Raw genomic sequence first — 17,453 nt, 5'->3', positions numbered from 1 at the left:
GAAGGACGACAAAGCGGCACACAGACCCGCACACCACAGCAGGGGGTAGCCGGGAGCAGCCGAGGGAACGAGGAGACGGATGACTGAGCAGAGCGGGAGCAACAACCGAATACGGGCCACCGGCAAACGCCGGAGGAAGCCGTCCCGCCGCCGCAGGGCGACCGTCATAGCCGCCTGGAGCCTGGCCGGCGTGGTCGTCGTGGGCGGAGCGGGGCTCGGATACGCCTACTTCCAGCTCGACGGCAATCTCAAGGCCGTCGACATCAACAACGCCCTGGGCAAGAACCGCCCCCAGAACGTCGACAACGGCTCGGAGGACATCCTCGTCCTCGGCTCCGACTCCCGCTCCGGCGCGAACGCGAAGTACGGCGTCGACCAGGGAGGCGCCCGCTCGGACACCGCGATGGTCCTGCACGTCAACAAGGGGCACAAGACGGCCAGCGTCGTCTCCATCCCGCGCGACACCCTCGTCACCCGGCCCGCCTGCAAGAGCGACTCCAGCGGTGAAGAGGTCGGCGGCGAACAGCGCGCGATGTTCAACACGGCGTACGAGGTCGGCGGACCGGCCTGTGCGGTCAAGACCGTCGAGTCCATGTCCGGGATCCGGATGGACCACTACCTCGAAGTCGACTTCACCGGCTTCAAGAAGCTGATCGACAAGCTCGGCGGGGTGGAGATCACCACCAAGCAGGCGATCAACGACTCCAGGAGCCATCTGGACCTGAAGCCGGGCACCCACACCCTGAACGGCGAGGAGTCGCTCGGCCTGGTGCGTACCCGCAAGAGCGTCGGCGACGGCAGCGACCTCGGCCGCATCCAGCTCCAGCAGGCCTTCATCAAGGCGCTCATGCAGCAGGCGAAGAGTGTCGGCGTGCTCAACGGCACGAAGCTCTACGGCATCGCGGACACGGCGACCAAGGCCGTCACGACCGACTCCGACCTGGGTTCGGTCAAGAAGCTCGCGGGCTTCGCCGACGGACTCAAGGGGCTCGGCTCGAAGGACGTCCACATGGTGACCCTGCCGGTCGAGTACGACCCGGCCGACCCGAACCGCGTCATCCCGCAGGAGAAGGCCGGCAAGCAGGTGTGGACGGCGCTCCGGCACGACCTGCCGATCCCCGCCTCCGCCACCGAGAAGTCGGCCGGCGACAAGGGTGACGCGGGCGACATCGTCCGGTGACCGGGAGTATCCGGGAATAGTCGCGGCTCCACCCCGGTTTTGGGAGATACGGCCGGTCCTGGCAGACTGGTACGTCGGCCCCGGTTCACGGACACGCAATCCGCGCGTACGACCCGGCGCCCTCCCGAAACTAGGAGAATCCCTTGAAGCGCGAAATCCACCCCCAGTACGTCGAGACTCAGGTCAGCTGCACCTGTGGCGCGTCGTTCACCACCCGGTCCACCCTGGACAGCGGCGCCATCCGTGCGGACGTCTGCTCCGAGTGCCACCCGTTCTACACGGGCAAGCAGAAGATCCTCGACACCGGTGGCCGTGTGGCCCGCTTCGAGGCCCGCTTCGGCAAGGCTGCCGGCTCCGCCAGCAAGTAGCGAGCCAACTGCGCCGGTTCCCGGCGCCCTCTTCCGGGGGCGCCGGGGCCGGCGTTTTTTCCGGCCGGGACGCGGCGCCCCCGTATCCCGCCCGGCAGGCAACCCGCCGGCCGGCAGGCACGTTCAGCAAGGAACCAGGAGCCCGAAGATGTTCGAGGCGGTCGAGGAACTGATCGGCGAACAGGCCGATCTCGAGACGAAGCTCGCGGACCCGTCGGTCCACGCCGACCAGGCCAACGCGCGCAAGCTCAACAAGCGCTACGCCGAGCTGACCCCGATCGTCGCCACGTACCGCTCCTGGAAGCAGACCGGCGACGACATCGGGACGGCCCGCGAGTTCGCCGCCGACGACCCCGACTTCGCCGCCGAGGTCAAGGAACTGGAGAAGGAGCGCGAGGAGCTCACCGAGAAGCTCCGCCTCCTGCTCGTTCCCCGTGACCCCAGTGACGACAAGGACGTGCTCCTGGAGATCAAGGCGGGCGCCGGCGGCGACGAGTCCGCCCTGTTCGCCGGGGACCTGCTGCGCATGTACCTGCGCTACGCCGAGCGCGTCGGCTGGAAGACCGAGATCATCGACTCCACCGAGTCCGAGCTCGGCGGCTACAAGGACGTCCAGGTCGCCGTGAAGACCAAGGGCGGCAACGGAGCCACCGAACCCGGCCAGGGCGTCTGGGCCCGGATGAAGTACGAGGGCGGCGTGCACCGTGTGCAGCGCGTGCCCTCCACCGAGTCCCAGGGCCGCATCCACACCTCCGCCGCCGGCGTGCTCGTCACGCCCGAGGCCGAGGAGGTCGACGTCGAGATCCACGCCAACGATCTGCGCATCGACGTCTACCGCTCCTCCGGCCCCGGCGGCCAGTCCGTCAACACCACGGACTCCGCGGTCCGCATCACGCACCTGCCGACCGGTGTCGTCGCCTCCTGCCAGAACGAGAAGAGCCAGCTCCAGAACAAGGAGCAGGCCATGCGCATCCTGCGTTCGAGGCTGCTGGCCGCCGCGCAGGAGGCCGCCGAGCAGGAAGCCTCGGACGTACGGCGCAGCCAGGTGCGTACGGTCGACCGTTCCGAGAAGATCCGTACGTACAACTTCCCGGAAAACCGGATCTCGGACCACCGCGTCGGCTTCAAGGCGTACAACTTGGACCAGGTGCTCGACGGCGACCTGGACGCCGTGATCCAGGCATGCGTCGACGCCGACTCCGCCGCCAAGCTCGCTGCCGCATAAGTCCCACCGCCCCGCACCGCTCGTGAACCCGTACGGAGAACCGCGATGAACCTGCTGCTCGCCGAGGTGGCCCAGGCCACCCAGCGGCTGGCCGACGCCGGTGTGCCTTCGCCGCGATTCGACGCGGAGGAACTCGCCGCGTTCGTGCACGGCGTCAAGCGGGGCGAGCTGCACAACGTGCCGGACACCGACTTCGACGCCCGCTACTGGGAGACCATCGCCCGGCGCGAGGCCCGCGAACCGCTCCAGCACATCACCGGACGCGCCTTCTTCCGCTACCTGGAACTCCAGGTGGGCCCGGGCGTCTTCGTGCCCCGCCCGGAGACGGAATCGGTCGTCGGCTGGGCGATAGACGCCGTCCGCGCGATGGACGTCGTCGAGCCGCTGATCGTCGACCTCTGCACCGGATCGGGCGCCATCGCGCTGGCCATGGCCCAGGAGGTGCCGCGCTCGCGCGTGCACGCCGTGGAGCTGTCCGAGGACGCCCTCAAGTGGACCAGGAAGAACGCCGAGGACTCCAGGGTCACCGTGCACCGCGGAGACGCCCTGACGGCCCTTCCCGAGCTCGACGGACAGGTCGACCTGGTCATCTCCAACCCGCCGTACATCCCGCTCACCGAATGGGAGTACGTGGCTCCGGAGGCCCGCGATCACGACCCCCAGATGGCTCTCTTCTCCGGTGAGGACGGCCTCGACACCATCCGCGGCATCGAGCGCACCGCCCACCGTCTGCTGCGCCCCGGCGGCCTCGTCGTCATCGAGCACGCCGACACGCAGGGCGGCCAGGTGCCGTGGATCTTCACCGAGGAGCGGGGCTGGGCCGACGCGGCCGACCACCCCGACCTGAACAGGCGTCCCCGGTTCGCGACGGCCCGCAAGGCGATGCCGTGACCGTCGGACACCACCACCCGCACGACCCGTTCCAGCCCTACCCGAACATGCTTGAGGAGGCCGGCTGATGGCACGGCGATACGACTGCAACGACGCGACCGACCGTACGACGGGTCTGCGCGAGGCCGCGTCCGCCGTCCGCCGCGGCGAACTGGTCGTGCTGCCCACCGACACGGTGTACGGGATCGGTGCGGACGCCTTCAGTACCGAGGGCGTCGCCGACCTGCTGGACGCCAAGGGCCGGGGCCGCAACATGCCCACCCCTGTGCTGATCGGTTCCCCGAACACCCTGCACGGCCTGGTCACCGACTTCTCCGAGCAGGCCTGGGAGCTCGTCGACGCCTTCTGGCCCGGCGCCCTCACGATCGTCGCCAAGCACCAGCCGTCGCTGCAGTGGGACCTCGGCGACACCCGCGGCACCGTCGCCATCCGCATGCCGCTGCACCCGGTCGCCATCGAGCTGCTCACCGAGGTCGGCCCGATGGCCGTCTCCAGCGCCAACCTCACCGGACACCCCTCGCCCGAGGACTGCGACGCCGCCCAGGAGATGCTCGGGGACTCCGTCTCCGTCTACCTCGACGGCGGTCCGACGCCGGGCATCGTCCCGTCCTCCATCGTCGACGTCACCGGCAAGGTGCCGGTCCTGCTGCGCACCGGTGCGCTCTCCGCCGAGGAGCTGCGCAAGGTGGTACCCGACCTCGAGGTGGCCAATTGACCGCCCCTGAGGGGCGTGGCATAGCGGGGCAGACCGACACTTTCCGCATCCTCCACGTCAGCACCGGCAACGTCTGCCGCTCGCCGATCACCGAGCGGCTGACCCGCCATGCCCTCGTGGACCGCCTGGGCGACCCGCTCCAGGGCGGACTGATCGTGGAGAGCGCCGGCACCTGGGGGCACGAAGGCGCCCCGATGGAGGCCAACGCCGAGGTGGTCCTCGCCGACTTCGGCGCCGACGCCACCGGATTCGTCGGCCGGGAACTGCTGGACGAGCACGTGATCCGTGCCGACCTGGTGCTCACCGCGACCCGCGACCACCGGGCCCAGGTGATCTCGATGGGTCACTCGGCGGGCCTGCGGACCTTCACGCTCAAGGAGTTCACCCGGCTGGTCCGGGCGATAGACCCACAGACGCTGCCCGACGCGAGTGACGAGGGCGTCGTCGAACGTGCCCGCGCGCTGGTCCGCGCGGCCGCCGCGCTGCGCGGCTGGCTGTTGGCCCCCACCGCCGAGGCCGACGAGGTCTACGACCCGTACGGCGCCCCGATCACGTTCTTCCGGTCCATCGGGGACGAGATCAACCAGGCCCTGGAGCCGGTCGTCACCGCGCTGACCGGCGTGTCGACTCCGCGCTGACCGGCGCGCGGCCCGCGGGCCGCAGGGAAGGGGACCGGGCCCTTCGGGCCGGTCGGGTGCACCGCAGCGCGTGACAGCGGGCAGCGCGCCCGTCGCGGGCCTACATTGGAGCTGACGTCAGCGCACTCCTCCCCAGGCCCGGAGCCCTCGATGCCGGTCACCACTCCTGCCGCACCCCCAGCCGCCACCGCCCTGCCGCAGGACTTCGGCGCCCTGCTCCGGGAGGACCCGGAGATCGCCGACGTGCTGCTGGCGGAGTTGCGCAGGCAGTCCGGCACGCTGCAGCTGACCGCCGCCGAGAACTTCACCTCGCCCGCGGTCCTCGCCGCACTCGGCTCACCGCTCGCCAACAAGTACGCCGAGGGCTATCCCGGCGCCCGCCACCACGGCGGCTGCGAGCAGGCCGACGCCGCCGAACGGATCGCCGTCCGGCGGGCCACCTCACTCTTCGGCGCCGAGCACGCCAACGTCCAGTCGCACTCCGGCTCCTCGGCCGTGCTCGCGGCCTACGCGGCGCTGCTGCGGCCCGGCGACACCGTGCTCGCGATGGGACTCCCGTACGGCGGACACCTCACCCACGGTTCGCCCGCCAACTTCTCCGGCCGCTGGTTCGAGTTCATCGGCTACGGCGTGGACTCCGAGAGCGGACTGATCGACTACCACCAGGTACGCACCCTGGCCCGCTCGCACCGCCCGAAGGCGATCGTCAGCGGCTCCATCTCCTACCCCCGCCACCCCGACTACGAGGTGTTCCGCGAGATCGCCGACGAGGTCGGCGCGTATCTGATCGCCGACGCGGCGCATCCGATGGGGCTGATCGCCGGGGGAGCGGCGCCGAGTCCTGTCCCGTACGCGGACGTGGTCTGCGCGACCACGCACAAGGTGCTGCGCGGGCCGCGCGGCGGCATGATCCTGTGCGGCGCGGAGCTGGCGGAGCGGATCGACCGGGCGGTCTTCCCCTTCACCCAGGGCGGTGCCCAGATGCACACGGTCGCCGCGAAGGCCGTCGCGTTCGGTGAGGCGGCCACGCCGGCGTTCTCCGCGTACGCCCATCGCGTGGTGTCCCACGCCAGGGTGCTGGCCGCCGGCCTGGAGGCAGAGGGCTTCGACGTCACCACCGGCGGCACGGACACCCACCTGATCGTCGCCGACCCGGCCCCGCTCGGTGTCGACGGTCACACCGCACGCGCCCGGCTGGCCGCCGCGGGCCTGGTGCTGGACACCTGCGCGCTTCCGTACTCGGACGCCCGGGGAATCAGGCTCGGCACCGCTGCCGTCACCACCCAGGGCATGGGCGACAGCGGCATGGCGCGGCTCGCGGCGCTGTTCGGTGCGGCGGTGCGCGAGGAGGGCGACGTCCTGTCGGAGGTGCGGGAACTGGCGGCGAAGTTTCCGCCGTACCCCGGGTGACTCGGCCTCCATGTCCTGACTGGCGGCAGGCCGTGCAACCATCACCGGTGCCTCTGTGTCCTCAACCATGAGGCCGACGTAGCCAGCCCGCCGCTCGGGCTAAGGTGTGGGCTGAGATGGCCGGCGATATTTGTGGGGCAGCCCGTGCGTGATTACTTGCTGACACTCTGTGTCACGGCCGCCGTGACCTACCTGCTCACCGGCCCGGTGCGTAAGTTCGCCATCGCGGTCGGGGCGATGCCCGCGATCCGTGCGCGTGACGTCCACCGGGAACCGACCCCGAGGCTCGGCGGTATCGCCATGTTCGGCGGGCTGTGCGCGGGGCTGATCGTCGCCGATCACCTGGCGAACCTCGAAGGCGTCTTCGAGCTCTCCAGCGAACCCCGCGCGCTGCTGTCCGGAGCGGCACTGATCTGGCTGATCGGCGTCCTGGACGACAAGTTCGAGATCGACGCCCTGATCAAGCTCGGCGGGCAGATGATCGCCGCGGCGGTCATGGTCATCCAGGGTCTGACGATCCTGTGGCTGCCCATCCCCGGTGTCGGCACGGTGGCCCTCACCCAGTGGCAGGGCACGCTGCTCACGGTCGCCCTGGTGGTCATCACCATCAACGCGGTCAACTTCGTCGACGGGCTGGACGGCCTGGCGGCCGGCATGGTCCTCATCGCGTCCGCCGCGTTCTTCCTCTACACCTACCGGCTCTGGTACGGGCACATGATCGAGGCAGCCGCGCCCGCGACGCTCTTCACGGCGATCCTGATGGGCATGTGCCTCGGCTTCCTGCCGCACAACATGCACCCCGCCCGGATCTTCATGGGCGACTCCGGCTCGATGCTGATCGGCCTCGTCCTGGCTGCCGGTGCGATCTCGGTGACGGGCCAGGTCGACCCGGACACCATGAAGATCTTCTTCGAGGGCAGCGAGCGGCAGGCGACCCACGCGATGCTGCCGGTCTTCATCCCGCTGCTGCTGCCGCTGACCATCATCGCGATCCCGGCGGCCGACCTGGTGCTGGCGATCGTGCGGCGCACCTGGAACGGCCAGTCGCCGTTCGCGGCGGACCGCGGCCACCTGCACCACCGGCTGCTGGAGATCGGCCACTCGCACAGCAGGTCGGTGCTGATCATGTACTTCTGGTCGGCCCTGATCGCCTTCGGCGCGGTCGGCTACTCCGTGCACTCGGCGTCCCTGTGGATCGTCCTGGTGATCGTGGGCCTGAGCGCGCTCGGTCTGATCCTGCTGCTGATGCCCCGCTTCACCCCGCGCGCCCCGCTGTGGGCGGAACACTTCGTGCCGCCCCGCTACCGCCGCCGGCGACGCCGGGGCGGGGAGGCCGACGAGGCGGCTCCGGCCACGGAGGACCAACAGGGCTCCCCGGACAGCCAGATGAGGCGTGAGGACGAGCCCACCGCACCGGCCCCGGTCGCCGCAGGAGTCTCGGGCGTCAACGGGGCGACCGCGATCGGCCCTCGTTCGCGTTTCGCGGACGGGCGCAAGGCGGGTTCCACGCGGCGCTGAGGCCCCGCCCGGGTTCCCGCCGCCGAGTCGTGCCGGCTAACCGCCTCCGAATGACCGAATCGCATGCACGTGGTCCCCGCGTCGGCGGTCGGCGTGATTCCGGATCCTGCTCACCAGCGATCTTCACGTACGCAAAGAAAGACCCTCACGGATGGCCCGCCAGAACAAGCCGGGTTTCAGCCAACGGGCCACTTGCTGAACCTTTGCTATAGCTACTTTTTTCGTTCCCCCCATGTTAGAAATGCTTCCGACAAGGGGATCCGGTCCGCCACTGACCATGGCGGACCATCCCTGCTCACTCGTGATGGAGGTAGCAGGATGATGAAGTTCCGTGCCATAGCGATTGCGACGGTGGCGCTTGGGGGCTCGCTGGGCCTCATGGGAGCCGAGGCCGTTGCGGCTCCGTCGACGGCGACCGCGTCGGTGCAGCGAGTCGGTGTGACGGCCGCGGCGCCGAGCTGCGTCAAGGTCACCAAGACCCATCAGGGCGAGGGGTACAAGGCGTTCAAGGTCAAGAACAACTGCAGTGGCACCAAGCACCTCAGGGGCATCTTCAAGTACGGCTACGACTCGAGCTGCCACGCGGTGAAGAAGGGCAAGACGGATCTGCTCTCCTCCATGCAGCCCTGGGTGGATTACGACAAGGTCGTCACCTGCTGAGTGGGCCGGCCGTGACCGATCTCTGAGCTGGCAGCGCCCCTGGGTATGGCACTTGGTGTCCGCCCGGGGGCGCTTCTCGTTATTCTTGCGGCCGGCCCACCCGGGGCCGAGTGAACGTATAGCTCGTGAGGGGCGCACGCTGCTGCATGGTGTTGACGAATCGGCTGAGCCCGAACGCGGTGCGGCAGACGTCGAGTTCGTGAGGGGCTCAATCCGCCCAATACAGGATAATTCGCCGAATCCAGTGCTCACGCGCGCAGGTTCACACTCACGTGTGACAGCAACCACACTTTCTGAGTAAAGACCTCATCAAATAGTTTGTGATACCGTTCACTAACCCGGTGACAGAGCCGAAGGACCTGAGTAGCACGGTCCATTGGCCCCGAGGCATCGACTCGGACCGGGCCTACGCTCGTCCATGACGACACACTGCCGACCCCCAGCAAGCGGAGCTGCCGCCATGCCGTCCAACGACGTCCGGACTCTCCTCCAGACCGCCGTACCCACCGCTGTCGCCGGCGCTGTTGCCGCCGCGATCAGCGGTGGCGTCGCCGGTGGCAAGGGAGCCCTGGGCGCGATCGTTGCGACGGTCGTGGTCATCCTCTTCATGGGGATCGGGCTGATGGTCCTGCAGCGGACCGCCAAGTCTCTGCCCCACCTATTCCAGGCGATGGGGCTGATGCTGTACACGGCTCAGCTGCTCCTGCTCTTCATCTTTGTCGCCGCATTCAAGAACACCTCGCTGTTCAACCCGAAAGCCTTTGCGCTCACACTGGTCGTGACGACCCTCGTGTGGATCGGCGCACAGGCGCGTGCGCACATGAAGGCCAAGATCCTTTACGTCGAACCTGAGTCCGACAAGGGCGAAAAGCCCAAGAACACTGGGTCCCGGTCGTGAACGGTAGGGGCGGGATAAGTGCAAGCTCAGGACCCTGCTATCGTCCGGTTCCAACTGCGGCACTGCGGGCGCGGGCATGTGAGCTGACGCCTGCTCGATCGCGAGGCTCATTGCCTGACTGCCGCTCACACATCCGTCACACCAGTCCAGTGCCGAACCGCGGCTGCGCGCCGCGCCGACACAACGAGGTTGCCGTACCTATGCGCCACGCTGAAGGAGCCCGCGGTGAGTGCTGACCCGACACAGGTGCTCGCCTTCGAGACCGATTGCCACATCTTCGATGGTTGTGGCTTCCCGGCACCCGGCCTGCACTCGTTCCTGTTCGAGCCCCTCTGGGGCGACGCGGACAGCAACCTGTACTTCAACAAGCCGATGCTGCTGGCCCTGCTCGGCTCGATCATCATCGTCGGTTTCTTCTGGGTTGCGTTCCGCAAGCCCAAGATGGTCCCCGGCAAGCTGCAGTCGGTCGCCGAGATGGGGTACGACTTCGTCCGCCGCGGCATCGTCTACGAGACGATCGGCAAGCGCGAGGGCGAGAAGTACGTTCCGCTCGTCGTCTCGCTGTTCTTCTTCGTCTGGATGATGAACCTCTGGTCGATCATTCCGGTCGCCCAGTTCCCCGTGACGTCGATCATCGCGTACCCGATCGTTCTGGCCCTGATCGTCTACGTGCTCTGGGTCAGCCTGACCTTCAAGCGGCACGGGTTCGTCGGTGGCTTCAAGAACATCACCGGCTACGACAAGTCGCTCGGGCCGGTGCTTCCGCTGGCGATGCTGATCGAGTTCTTCTCGAACCTGCTGGTCCGGCCGTTCACCCACGCGGTGCGACTGTTCGCGAACATGTTCGCGGGCCACACGCTGCTGCTGCTCTTCACGATCGCCAGCTGGTACCTGCTCAACGGCATCGGATTCGCCTACGCGGGCGTCTCCTTCGTGATGGTCATCGTGATGACCGCGTTCGAGCTCTTCATCCAAGCGCTGCAGGCGTACGTCTTCGTGCTCCTGACCTGCACCTTCATCCAGGGCGCGCTCGCCAAGCACCACTGAGCATCCCGCGCTCGTCCCTCAGTCGTCCGGTGGCCAACCCCCACCGGTCCGTGAAAGAGAAGGAAGAACTGGCATGTCCCAGACCCTTGCTGCCGTCACCGGCTCCCTCGGCTCCATCGGTTACGGCCTCGCCGCGATCGGCCCCGGCGTCGGCGTCGGCATCATCTTCGGTAACGGCACCCAGGCTCTTGCCCGTCAGCCCGAGGCTGCCGGTCTCATCCGCGCCAACCAGATCCTCGGCTTCGCCTTCTGTGAGGCGCTCGCCCTCATCGGTCTGGTCATGCCGTTCGTCTACGGCCAGTGATCTTCGGATCCACGACCAGCCCACTAGACGAAAGGCAATGACGTGAGCCAGATGCTTACGGTCGCGGCTGAGATGGAAAACCCTCTCGTCCCCCCGATCCCCGAGCTCGTCATCGGCCTCATCGCCTTCCTCATCGTCTTCGGCTTCCTCGCCAAGAAGCTCCTCCCGAACATCAACAAGGTTCTGGACGAGCGTCGCGAGGCCATCGAAGGCGGTATCGAAAAGGCCGATGCGGCCCAGACCGAGGCCCAGAGCGTTCTTGAGCAGTACAAGGCTCAGCTCGCCGAGGCCCGCCACGAAGCCGCTCGTATGCGCCAGGAGGCGCAGGAGCAGGGCGCCGTGATCCTGCAGGAGATGCGGGCGGAAGGCCAGCGGCAGCGCGAGGAGATCGTCGCTGCCGGCCACGCCCAGATCGAGGCCGACCGCAAGGCCGCGGCGTCCGCGCTGCGCCAGGACGTGGGCAAGCTCGCCACCGACCTGGCCGGCAAGCTCGTCGGCGAGTCCCTCGAGGACCACGCCCGGCAGAGCGGCACCGTCGACCGCTTCCTCGACGACCTCGAGGCGAAGGCCGAGGCCGTCCGATGAACGGCGCGAGCCGCGAGGCACTGGCTGCCGCACGCGAGCGTCTCGACGCACTGACCGACAGCACGTCGGTCGATGCGGCGAAGCTCGCCGAGGACCTGGCCGGCGTCACCGCGCTGCTGCACCGCGAGGTGTCGCTGCGCCGGGTCCTGACCGACCCGGCGCAGGCCGGCGAGGCCAGGGCCGAGCTGGCCGGGCGCCTGCTGCGCGGCCAGGTGGGCGGCGAAGCCGTCGATCTGGTCTCCGGCATGGTCCGCTCGCGCTGGTCGCAGTCGCGTGACCTGGTCGACTCGGTCGAGGAACTGGCGAACACCGCAGACCTCACCGCCGCCCAGCGCGGCGGCGAGCTCGACGACGTCGAGGACGAGGTCTTCCGGTTCGGCCGGATCGTCGCCTCCGACCCGGAGCTGCGCGCCGCGCTCACCAGCCGGACCGCGACCCCCGCCGCCAAGGGCGAGCTGTTGCACAGCCTGCTCGGCGGCAAGGCGCGGACCGCGACCGAGCGCGTCATCGTGCGGCTTGTCACCCAGCCCCGGGGACGTAGCCTGGAAGAGGGACTCGAATCCCTCTCCAAGCTCGCCGCGGAGCGCCGTGACCGCACGGTCGCGATCGTCACCTCGGCAGTGCCGCTGAACGACCGGCAGAAGCAGCGCCTCGGCGCCGCCCTGGCGAAGATCTACGGCCGCACGATGCACCTGAATCTCGATGTGGACCCCGAGGTCCTCGGCGGAGTCACGGTGCGGGTCGGTGACGAGGTCATCAACGGCACCATCGCGGAGCGTCTCGACGAGGCGACCCGACGGATGGCCGGCTGACCGACGCGACGCGTCGGCAAGCTGTGCCAGTCAACTGAACGAGCAAGACCAGCGGCCCGGTTGGGCCGTGCAGAAATTGCAGAAGATTCCTGGGGGTCGGCCCCCAGACCCCCTTAAGAAACTTCGGGCCCAACAAGGAGAGCAGGGAACCCAGATGGCGGAGCTCACGATCCGGCCGGAGGAGATCCGGGACGCGCTGGAGAACTTTGTCCAGTCGTACAAGCCGGACGCGGCCTCGCGCGAGGAGGTCGGTACGGTCAGCGTTGCCGGCGACGGCATCGCGAAGGTGGAGGGCCTGCCCTCCGCCATGGCGAACGAGCTGCTGAAGTTCGAGGACGGCACCCTCGGTCTCGCCCTCAACCTCGAGGAGCGCGAGATCGGTGCGATCGTCCTCGGCGAGTTCAGCGGAATCGAGGAGGGCCAGCCGGTGCAGCGCACCGGTGAGGTGCTCTCCGTCGGCGTCGGCGAGGGTTACCTCGGCCGCGTCGTCGACCCGCTCGGCAACCCGATCGACGGTCTCGGCGAGATCGCGACCGACGGCCGCCGCGCCCTCGAGCTGCAGGCCCCTGGCGTCATGGTCCGTAAGTCGGTGCACGAGCCGATGCAGACCGGCTACAAGGCCGTCGACGCCATGGTGCCGATCGGCCGGGGCCAGCGTCAGCTGATCATCGGCGACCGTCAGACGGGTAAGACCGCGCTGGCCGTCGACACGATCATCAACCAGCGCGACAACTGGCGCTCGGGCGACGTGAACAAGCAGGTGCGCTGCATCTACGTCGCCATCGGTCAGAAGGGCTCCACCATCGCCTCCGTGCGTGGTGCGCTCGAAGAGGCCGGTGCGCTGGAGTACACGACCATCGTCGCCGCCCCGGCGTCCGACCCGGCCGGCTTCAAGTACCTGGCGCCGTACACCGGTTCGGCCATCGGCCAGCACTGGATGTACGCCGGCAAGCACGTCCTGATCATCTTCGATGACCTCTCGAAGCAGGCCGACGCCTACCGCGCCGTGTCGCTTCTGCTGCGCCGTCCGCCGGGCCGTGAGGCCTACCCGGGCGACGTCTTCTACCTCCACTCGCGTCTGCTGGAGCGCTGCGCCAAGCTCTCCGACGACATGGGTGCCGGTTCGATGACGGGCCTCCCGATCGTCGAGACCAAGGCGAACGACGTGTCGGCGTTCATTCCGACCAACGTCATCTCCATCACCGACGGCCAGTGCTTCCTGGAGTCCGACCTGTTCAACGCCGGCCAGCGTCCGGCCCTGAACGTCGGTATCTCGGTCTCGCGAGTCGGTGGCTCCGCCCAGCACAAGGCCATGAAGCAGGTCTCCGGCCGGCTTCGCGTGGACCTCGCCCAGTACCGCGAGCTGGAGGCGTTCGCCGCCTTCGGTTCCGACCTGGACGCGGCCTCGAAGGCCTCGCTGGAGCGCGGTAAGCGCATGGTCGAGCTGCTGAAGCAGCCGCAGTACGCGCCGATCCCGGTCGAGGAGCAGGTCGTCTCGGTCTGGGCCGGCACCACGGGCAAGATGGACGACGTCCCGGTCGAGGACATCCGTCGCTTCGAGAGCGAGCTGCTGGAGTACCTGCGCCGCGAGCGCAAGGAGCTCCTCACCAGCATCGTCGAGGGCGGCAAGATGTCCGACGACACGCTGCAGTCGATCGCCGACGCGATCGCCACCTTCAAGCAGCAGTTCGAGACCTCGGACGGCAAGCTTCTGGGCGAGGGCTGATAGATGGGCGCTCAGCTTCGCGTTTACAAGCGCCGCATCCGCTCCGTCACCGCCACGAAGAAGATCACCAAGGCGATGGAGATGATCGCCGCCTCGCGCATCGTCAAGGCGCAGCGCAAGGTGGCGGCCTCGATGCCGTACGCCACCGAGCTGAACCGTGCGGTCACCGCGGTGGCGACCGGCTCCACCACCAAGCACCCGCTGACCACCGAGGCCGAGACTCCGGCACGGGCCGCGATCCTGCTCGTCACGAGCGACCGCGGTCTGGCCGGCGGTTACTCCTCCAACGCCATCAAGGCCGCGGAGCAGCTGACCGAGCGGCTGCAGGGTGAGGGCAAGGAGGTCGTCACGTATGTGATCGGCCGCAAGGGTGTCGCCTACTACAACTTCCGCGAGCGCAAGATCGCGGAGTCGTGGACGGGCTTCACCGACAGCCCGACGTACGCGGATGCGAAGCGGGCCGCCGCCCCGATGATCGAGGCGGTCACCCAGGAGACCGCCGAGGGCGGCGTGGACGAGCTGCACATCGTCTTCACCGAGTTCGTCTCGATGATGACGCAGAACCCGGTGGACAACCGGATGCTGCCGCTCAGCCTCGACATCACGAAGGACGAGGACGGCCAGGGAGAGATCCTGCCGCTGTTCGACTTCGAGCCGTCGGCGGAGGACGTCCTGGACGCCCTGCTTCCGCGGTACGTCGAGAGCCGGATCTACAACGCACTGCTGCAGGCCGCTGCTTCCGAGCACGCCGCCCGCCGCCGCGCGATGAAGTCGGCAACCGACAACGCCGGTGAGCTCGTCAAGAGCCTCTCCCGGCTTGCCAACGCGGCCCGCCAGGCCGAAATCACCCAGGAAATCAGCGAGATCGTCGGTGGTGCCAGTGCGCTGGCCGACGCGACCGCGGGGAGTGACAAGTAATGACGACCACAGTTGAGACGGCCGTTGCCACGGGCCGCGTCGCCCGGGTCATCGGCCCGGTCGTCGACGTGGAGTTCCCCGTCGACGCGATGCCGGAGATCTACAACGCGCTGACCGTCGAGGTGGCCGACCCGGCCGAGGACGGCAAGATCAAGAAGCTGACGCTCGAGGTCGCACAGCACCTCGGCGACGGCGTGATCCGCGCCATCTCGATGCAGCCCACCGACGGTCTGGTCCGCCAGGCCCCGGTGACCAACACGGGTTCCGGCATCACGGTGCCGGTCGGCGAGATGACCAAGGGCAAGGTGTTCAACACCCTTGGTGAGATCCTGAACAAGCCCGAGGCCGAGTCCGAGGTCACCGAGCGCTGGCCGATCCACCGCAAGGCGCCCAGCTTCGACCAGCTCGAGTCCAAGACCGAGATGTTCGAGACCGGCGTCAAGGTCATCGACCTTCTCACCCCGTACGTCAAGGGTGGAAAGATCGGTCTGTTCGGTGGTGCCGGTGTCGGCAAGACCGTGCTGATCCAGGAAATGATCTACCGCGTCGCCAACAACCACGACGGTGTGTCGGTGTTCGCGGGCGTCGGTGAGCGTACCCGTGAGGGCAACGACCTCATCGAGGAGATGGCCGAGTCCGGCGTCATCGACAAGACGGCGCTTGTCTTCGGTCAGATGGACGAGCCGCCGGGCACGCGTCTGCGCGTCGCGCTCGCCGGTCTGACGATGGCGGAGTACTTCCGCGATGTCATGAAGCAGGACGTACTCTTCTTCATCGACAACATCTTCCGGTACACCCAGGCCGGCTCCGAGGTGTCCACCCTGCTCGGCCGTATGCCGTCCGCGGTGGGTTACCAGCCGAACCTGGCCGACGAGATGGGTCTCCTCCAGGAGCGCATCACGTCGACCCGTGGTCACTCGATCACCTCGATGCAGGCGATCTACGTCCCCGCGGACGACCTGACCGACCCGGCTCCGGCCACCACCTTCGCCCACCTCGACGCGACGACGGTTCTCTCCCGTCCGATCTCCGAGAAGGGCATCTACCCGGCCGTGGACCCGCTGGACTCCACGTCCCGGATCCTGGACCCGCGCTACATCGCGAAGGACCACTACGACACCGCCATGCGGGTCAAGGGAATCCTTCAGAAGTACAAGGACCTCCAGGACATCATCGCCATTCTCGGAATGGACGAGCTCGGCGAGGAGGACAAGCTCACCGTCTTCCGCGCCCGTCGCATCGAGCGCTTCCTGTCGCAGAACACCCACGTCGCCAAGCAGTTCACCGGCGTGGACGGTTCGGACGTTCCGCTCGACGAGTCGATCGCCGCGTTCAACTCGATCGCCGACGGTGAGTACGACCACTTCCCCGAGCAGGCGTTCTTCATGTGCGGTGGCATTGAGGACCTCAAGGCCAACGCCAAGGAGCTCGGCGTCTCCTGAGCCTCCGGCTCACCGAGGGGGCGGGTGCGTCCCGTCCCCCTCACCACGCCCCGTAGAATTGACCCAACACCCGGCATGACCGCCGGGTGGTGACCCGAGGAGCCACCCTTGGCTGCTGAGCTGCACGTCGAGCTGGTCGCCGCGGACCGTAGTGTCTGGTCCGGCGAGGCCACCCTGGTCGTCGCGCGCACCACGTCCGGCGACATCGGCGTCATGCCCGGTCACCAGCCGCTTCTGGGTGTGCTGGAATCGGGCCCGGTGACGATCCGTACGAGCGACGGCGGCACTGTCGTCGCCGCGGTGCACGGCGGTTTCATCTCGTTCGCCGACGACAAGCTCTCGCTGCTGGCGGAGATTGCCGAGCTGGCGGACGAGATCGATGTCGAGCGCGCGGAGCGTGCGCTGGACCGTGCGAAGTCGGACACGGACGGCGCCGCCGAGCGTCGCGCCGATGTGCGACTGCGTGCGGTGGCGGTGCACTAGCCACCGCACGACATGGCTTTACCCTCAGCCGCGGCCCGTGCCGGAGACCTCTCCGGCCCGTGTCGCGGCTGAGGCGATGCAGATGCAGGTGAAGTTCTGGCGGTATCCGTTTACTCGACGACGCGAGGAGGTCGGTGAAGATGTTCCTCGCGCTGTGGGTGGGCGGGCTGGTCGTCGCACTGGTCGCGGTTGGTCTCTTCGTCTTCGGTCTGCGCCGGCGGCTGATTCAGCGCTCGGGCGGGACCTTCGACTGCAGCCTGCGCTGGAACGTGCCCGAGGAGCCGGACCTCTCGGGCAAGGGCTGGGTGTACGGGGTCGCCCGCTACCACGGCGACAAGGTCGACTGGTTCCGGGTCTTCAGCTACTCGCCCCGCCCGCGCCGGGTGCTGGAGCGGTCCGCCATCGAGGTGGTCGCCCGCCGGCTGCCCGAGGGCGAGGAGGAACTCGCGTTGCTCTCCGACGCCATCGTGCTCGGCTGCCTGCACCGGGAGACCCGCCTCGAACTGGCGATGAGCGAGGACGCCCTCACCGGATTCCTCGCCTGGCTGGAAGCGGCACCGCCCGGCCAGCGAGTCAACGTGGCCTGAGGGCCGCGGCGCCGACAGACGAAAACCGGGGAGACAGGGGGCGGAC

Annotated in this window: 19 protein-coding genes; all 19 read left to right on the top strand. The window is 68.3% G+C overall.

Annotated features, from left to right (window positions below; translation table 11 throughout):
* The first annotated feature begins 79 nt into the window (after positions 1-79).
* The 19 genes from LNW71_RS08065 to LNW71_RS07975 all read left to right on the top strand — a co-directional run bounded on the left by LNW71_RS08065 (position 80) and on the right by LNW71_RS07975 (position 17,407).
* Complete coding sequence (locus LNW71_RS08065) at positions 80-1,180, top strand: LCP family protein (protein ID WP_250967609.1); 1,101 nt, start codon at positions 80-82, stop codon at positions 1,178-1,180.
* A 143-nt stretch (positions 1,181-1,323) separates the two neighbouring features.
* The gene (gene rpmE, locus LNW71_RS08060) at positions 1,324-1,548 is read left to right on the top strand and encodes a 50S ribosomal protein L31 (protein ID WP_123461667.1); all 225 of its coding nucleotides are present in this window, start codon (positions 1,324-1,326) and stop codon (positions 1,546-1,548) included.
* A 148-nt stretch (positions 1,549-1,696) separates the two neighbouring features.
* Positions 1,697-2,773, top strand: a complete 1,077-nt coding sequence (gene prfA / locus LNW71_RS08055; protein WP_250967608.1) for a peptide chain release factor 1 — start codon at positions 1,697-1,699, stop codon at positions 2,771-2,773.
* Between the two features lie 45 nt (positions 2,774-2,818).
* Positions 2,819-3,664 (top strand): peptide chain release factor N(5)-glutamine methyltransferase, encoded by an 846-nt coding sequence (gene prmC, locus LNW71_RS08050; RefSeq protein ID WP_250967607.1) that lies wholly within the window; start codon positions 2,819-2,821, stop codon positions 3,662-3,664.
* Between the two features lie 67 nt (positions 3,665-3,731).
* A complete protein-coding gene (locus tag LNW71_RS08045; protein WP_250967606.1) occupies positions 3,732-4,379 on the top strand; it encodes an L-threonylcarbamoyladenylate synthase in 648 nt (215 codons plus the stop codon).
* Positions 4,376-5,017 (top strand): protein-tyrosine-phosphatase, encoded by a 642-nt coding sequence (locus tag LNW71_RS08040; protein ID WP_250967605.1) that lies wholly within the window; start codon positions 4,376-4,378, stop codon positions 5,015-5,017. Before LNW71_RS08045 ends, LNW71_RS08040 begins: the two co-directional genes overlap by 4 nt.
* Positions 5,018-5,167: 150 nt before the next feature.
* Entirely contained in the window at positions 5,168-6,427 is a 1,260-nt protein-coding gene (gene glyA, locus LNW71_RS08035) for a serine hydroxymethyltransferase (protein ID WP_250967604.1), read from the top strand.
* 132 nt (positions 6,428-6,559) lie between these two features.
* Positions 6,560-7,945, top strand: coding sequence for an MraY family glycosyltransferase (locus tag LNW71_RS08030; protein WP_250967603.1), 1,386 nt, complete (start codon positions 6,560-6,562; stop codon positions 7,943-7,945).
* Between the two features lie 318 nt (positions 7,946-8,263).
* A complete protein-coding gene (locus tag LNW71_RS08025; RefSeq protein WP_250967602.1) occupies positions 8,264-8,605 on the top strand; it encodes a hypothetical protein in 342 nt (113 codons plus the stop codon).
* A gap of 460 nt (positions 8,606-9,065) precedes the next feature.
* Entirely contained in the window at positions 9,066-9,503 is a 438-nt protein-coding gene (locus LNW71_RS08020) for a hypothetical protein (protein ID WP_250967601.1), read from the top strand.
* Positions 9,504-9,728: 225 nt separating this feature from the next.
* On the top strand, positions 9,729-10,550 hold the full coding sequence (atpB, locus tag LNW71_RS08015; RefSeq protein WP_250967600.1) for a F0F1 ATP synthase subunit A: 822 nt from the start codon (positions 9,729-9,731) through the stop codon (positions 10,548-10,550).
* A 73-nt stretch (positions 10,551-10,623) separates the two neighbouring features.
* Entirely contained in the window at positions 10,624-10,854 is a 231-nt protein-coding gene (atpE, locus tag LNW71_RS08010) for an ATP synthase F0 subunit C (RefSeq protein ID WP_250967599.1), read from the top strand.
* A gap of 42 nt (positions 10,855-10,896) precedes the next feature.
* A complete protein-coding gene (locus LNW71_RS08005) occupies positions 10,897-11,439 on the top strand; it encodes a F0F1 ATP synthase subunit B (protein WP_250967598.1) in 543 nt (180 codons plus the stop codon).
* On the top strand, positions 11,436-12,251 hold the full coding sequence (locus LNW71_RS08000; RefSeq protein WP_250967597.1) for a F0F1 ATP synthase subunit delta: 816 nt from the start codon (positions 11,436-11,438) through the stop codon (positions 12,249-12,251). Before LNW71_RS08005 ends, LNW71_RS08000 begins: the two co-directional genes overlap by 4 nt.
* Positions 12,252-12,405: 154 nt before the next feature.
* Positions 12,406-13,977, top strand: coding sequence for a F0F1 ATP synthase subunit alpha (gene atpA, locus LNW71_RS07995; protein ID WP_250967596.1), 1,572 nt, complete (start codon positions 12,406-12,408; stop codon positions 13,975-13,977).
* Between the two features lie 3 nt (positions 13,978-13,980).
* Positions 13,981-14,895, top strand: a complete 915-nt coding sequence (locus LNW71_RS07990; protein WP_250967595.1) for a F0F1 ATP synthase subunit gamma — start codon at positions 13,981-13,983, stop codon at positions 14,893-14,895.
* Positions 14,895-16,337, top strand: a complete 1,443-nt coding sequence (gene atpD, locus LNW71_RS07985; RefSeq protein ID WP_250967594.1) for a F0F1 ATP synthase subunit beta — start codon at positions 14,895-14,897, stop codon at positions 16,335-16,337. Before LNW71_RS07990 ends, atpD begins: the two co-directional genes overlap by 1 nt.
* A gap of 108 nt (positions 16,338-16,445) precedes the next feature.
* Positions 16,446-16,820: a F0F1 ATP synthase subunit epsilon gene (locus tag LNW71_RS07980; protein WP_250967593.1), complete on the top strand. Its 375-nt coding sequence runs from the start codon at positions 16,446-16,448 to the stop codon at positions 16,818-16,820.
* A gap of 140 nt (positions 16,821-16,960) precedes the next feature.
* Positions 16,961-17,407, top strand: a complete 447-nt coding sequence (locus LNW71_RS07975; protein ID WP_250971931.1) for a DUF2550 domain-containing protein — start codon at positions 16,961-16,963, stop codon at positions 17,405-17,407.
* The last annotated feature ends 46 nt before the right edge of the window (positions 17,408-17,453 follow it).

This window comes from Streptomyces sp. RKAG290 (assembly GCF_023701695.1).
Lineage (GTDB): Bacteria > Actinomycetota > Actinomycetes > Streptomycetales > Streptomycetaceae > Streptomyces.
This window is presented reverse-complemented; position numbering and strand designations above follow the sequence as displayed.

Excerpts from the sequence above, each read along its gene's own strand:
- LNW71_RS08065 (WP_250967609.1), top strand. The coding sequence starts at position 80 with ATGACTGAGCAGAGCGGGAGCAACAACCGAATACGGGCCACCGGCAAA.
- prfA (WP_250967608.1), top strand. The coding sequence starts at position 1,697 with ATGTTCGAGGCGGTCGAGGAACTGATCGGCGAACAGGCCGATCTCGAG.
- prmC (WP_250967607.1), top strand. The coding sequence starts at position 2,819 with ATGAACCTGCTGCTCGCCGAGGTGGCCCAGGCCACCCAGCGGCTGGCC.
- LNW71_RS08045 (WP_250967606.1), top strand. The coding sequence starts at position 3,732 with ATGGCACGGCGATACGACTGCAACGACGCGACCGACCGTACGACGGGT.
- glyA (WP_250967604.1), top strand. The coding sequence starts at position 5,168 with ATGCCGGTCACCACTCCTGCCGCACCCCCAGCCGCCACCGCCCTGCCG.
- LNW71_RS08025 (WP_250967602.1), top strand. The coding sequence starts at position 8,264 with ATGATGAAGTTCCGTGCCATAGCGATTGCGACGGTGGCGCTTGGGGGC.
- LNW71_RS08020 (WP_250967601.1), top strand. The coding sequence starts at position 9,066 with ATGCCGTCCAACGACGTCCGGACTCTCCTCCAGACCGCCGTACCCACC.
- atpE (WP_250967599.1), top strand. The coding sequence starts at position 10,624 with ATGTCCCAGACCCTTGCTGCCGTCACCGGCTCCCTCGGCTCCATCGGT.
- LNW71_RS08000 (WP_250967597.1), top strand. The coding sequence starts at position 11,436 with ATGAACGGCGCGAGCCGCGAGGCACTGGCTGCCGCACGCGAGCGTCTC.
- atpA (WP_250967596.1), top strand. The coding sequence starts at position 12,406 with ATGGCGGAGCTCACGATCCGGCCGGAGGAGATCCGGGACGCGCTGGAG.
- LNW71_RS07990 (WP_250967595.1), top strand. The coding sequence starts at position 13,981 with ATGGGCGCTCAGCTTCGCGTTTACAAGCGCCGCATCCGCTCCGTCACC.
- atpD (WP_250967594.1), top strand. The coding sequence starts at position 14,895 with ATGACGACCACAGTTGAGACGGCCGTTGCCACGGGCCGCGTCGCCCGG.
- LNW71_RS07975 (WP_250971931.1), top strand. The coding sequence starts at position 16,961 with ATGTTCCTCGCGCTGTGGGTGGGCGGGCTGGTCGTCGCACTGGTCGCG.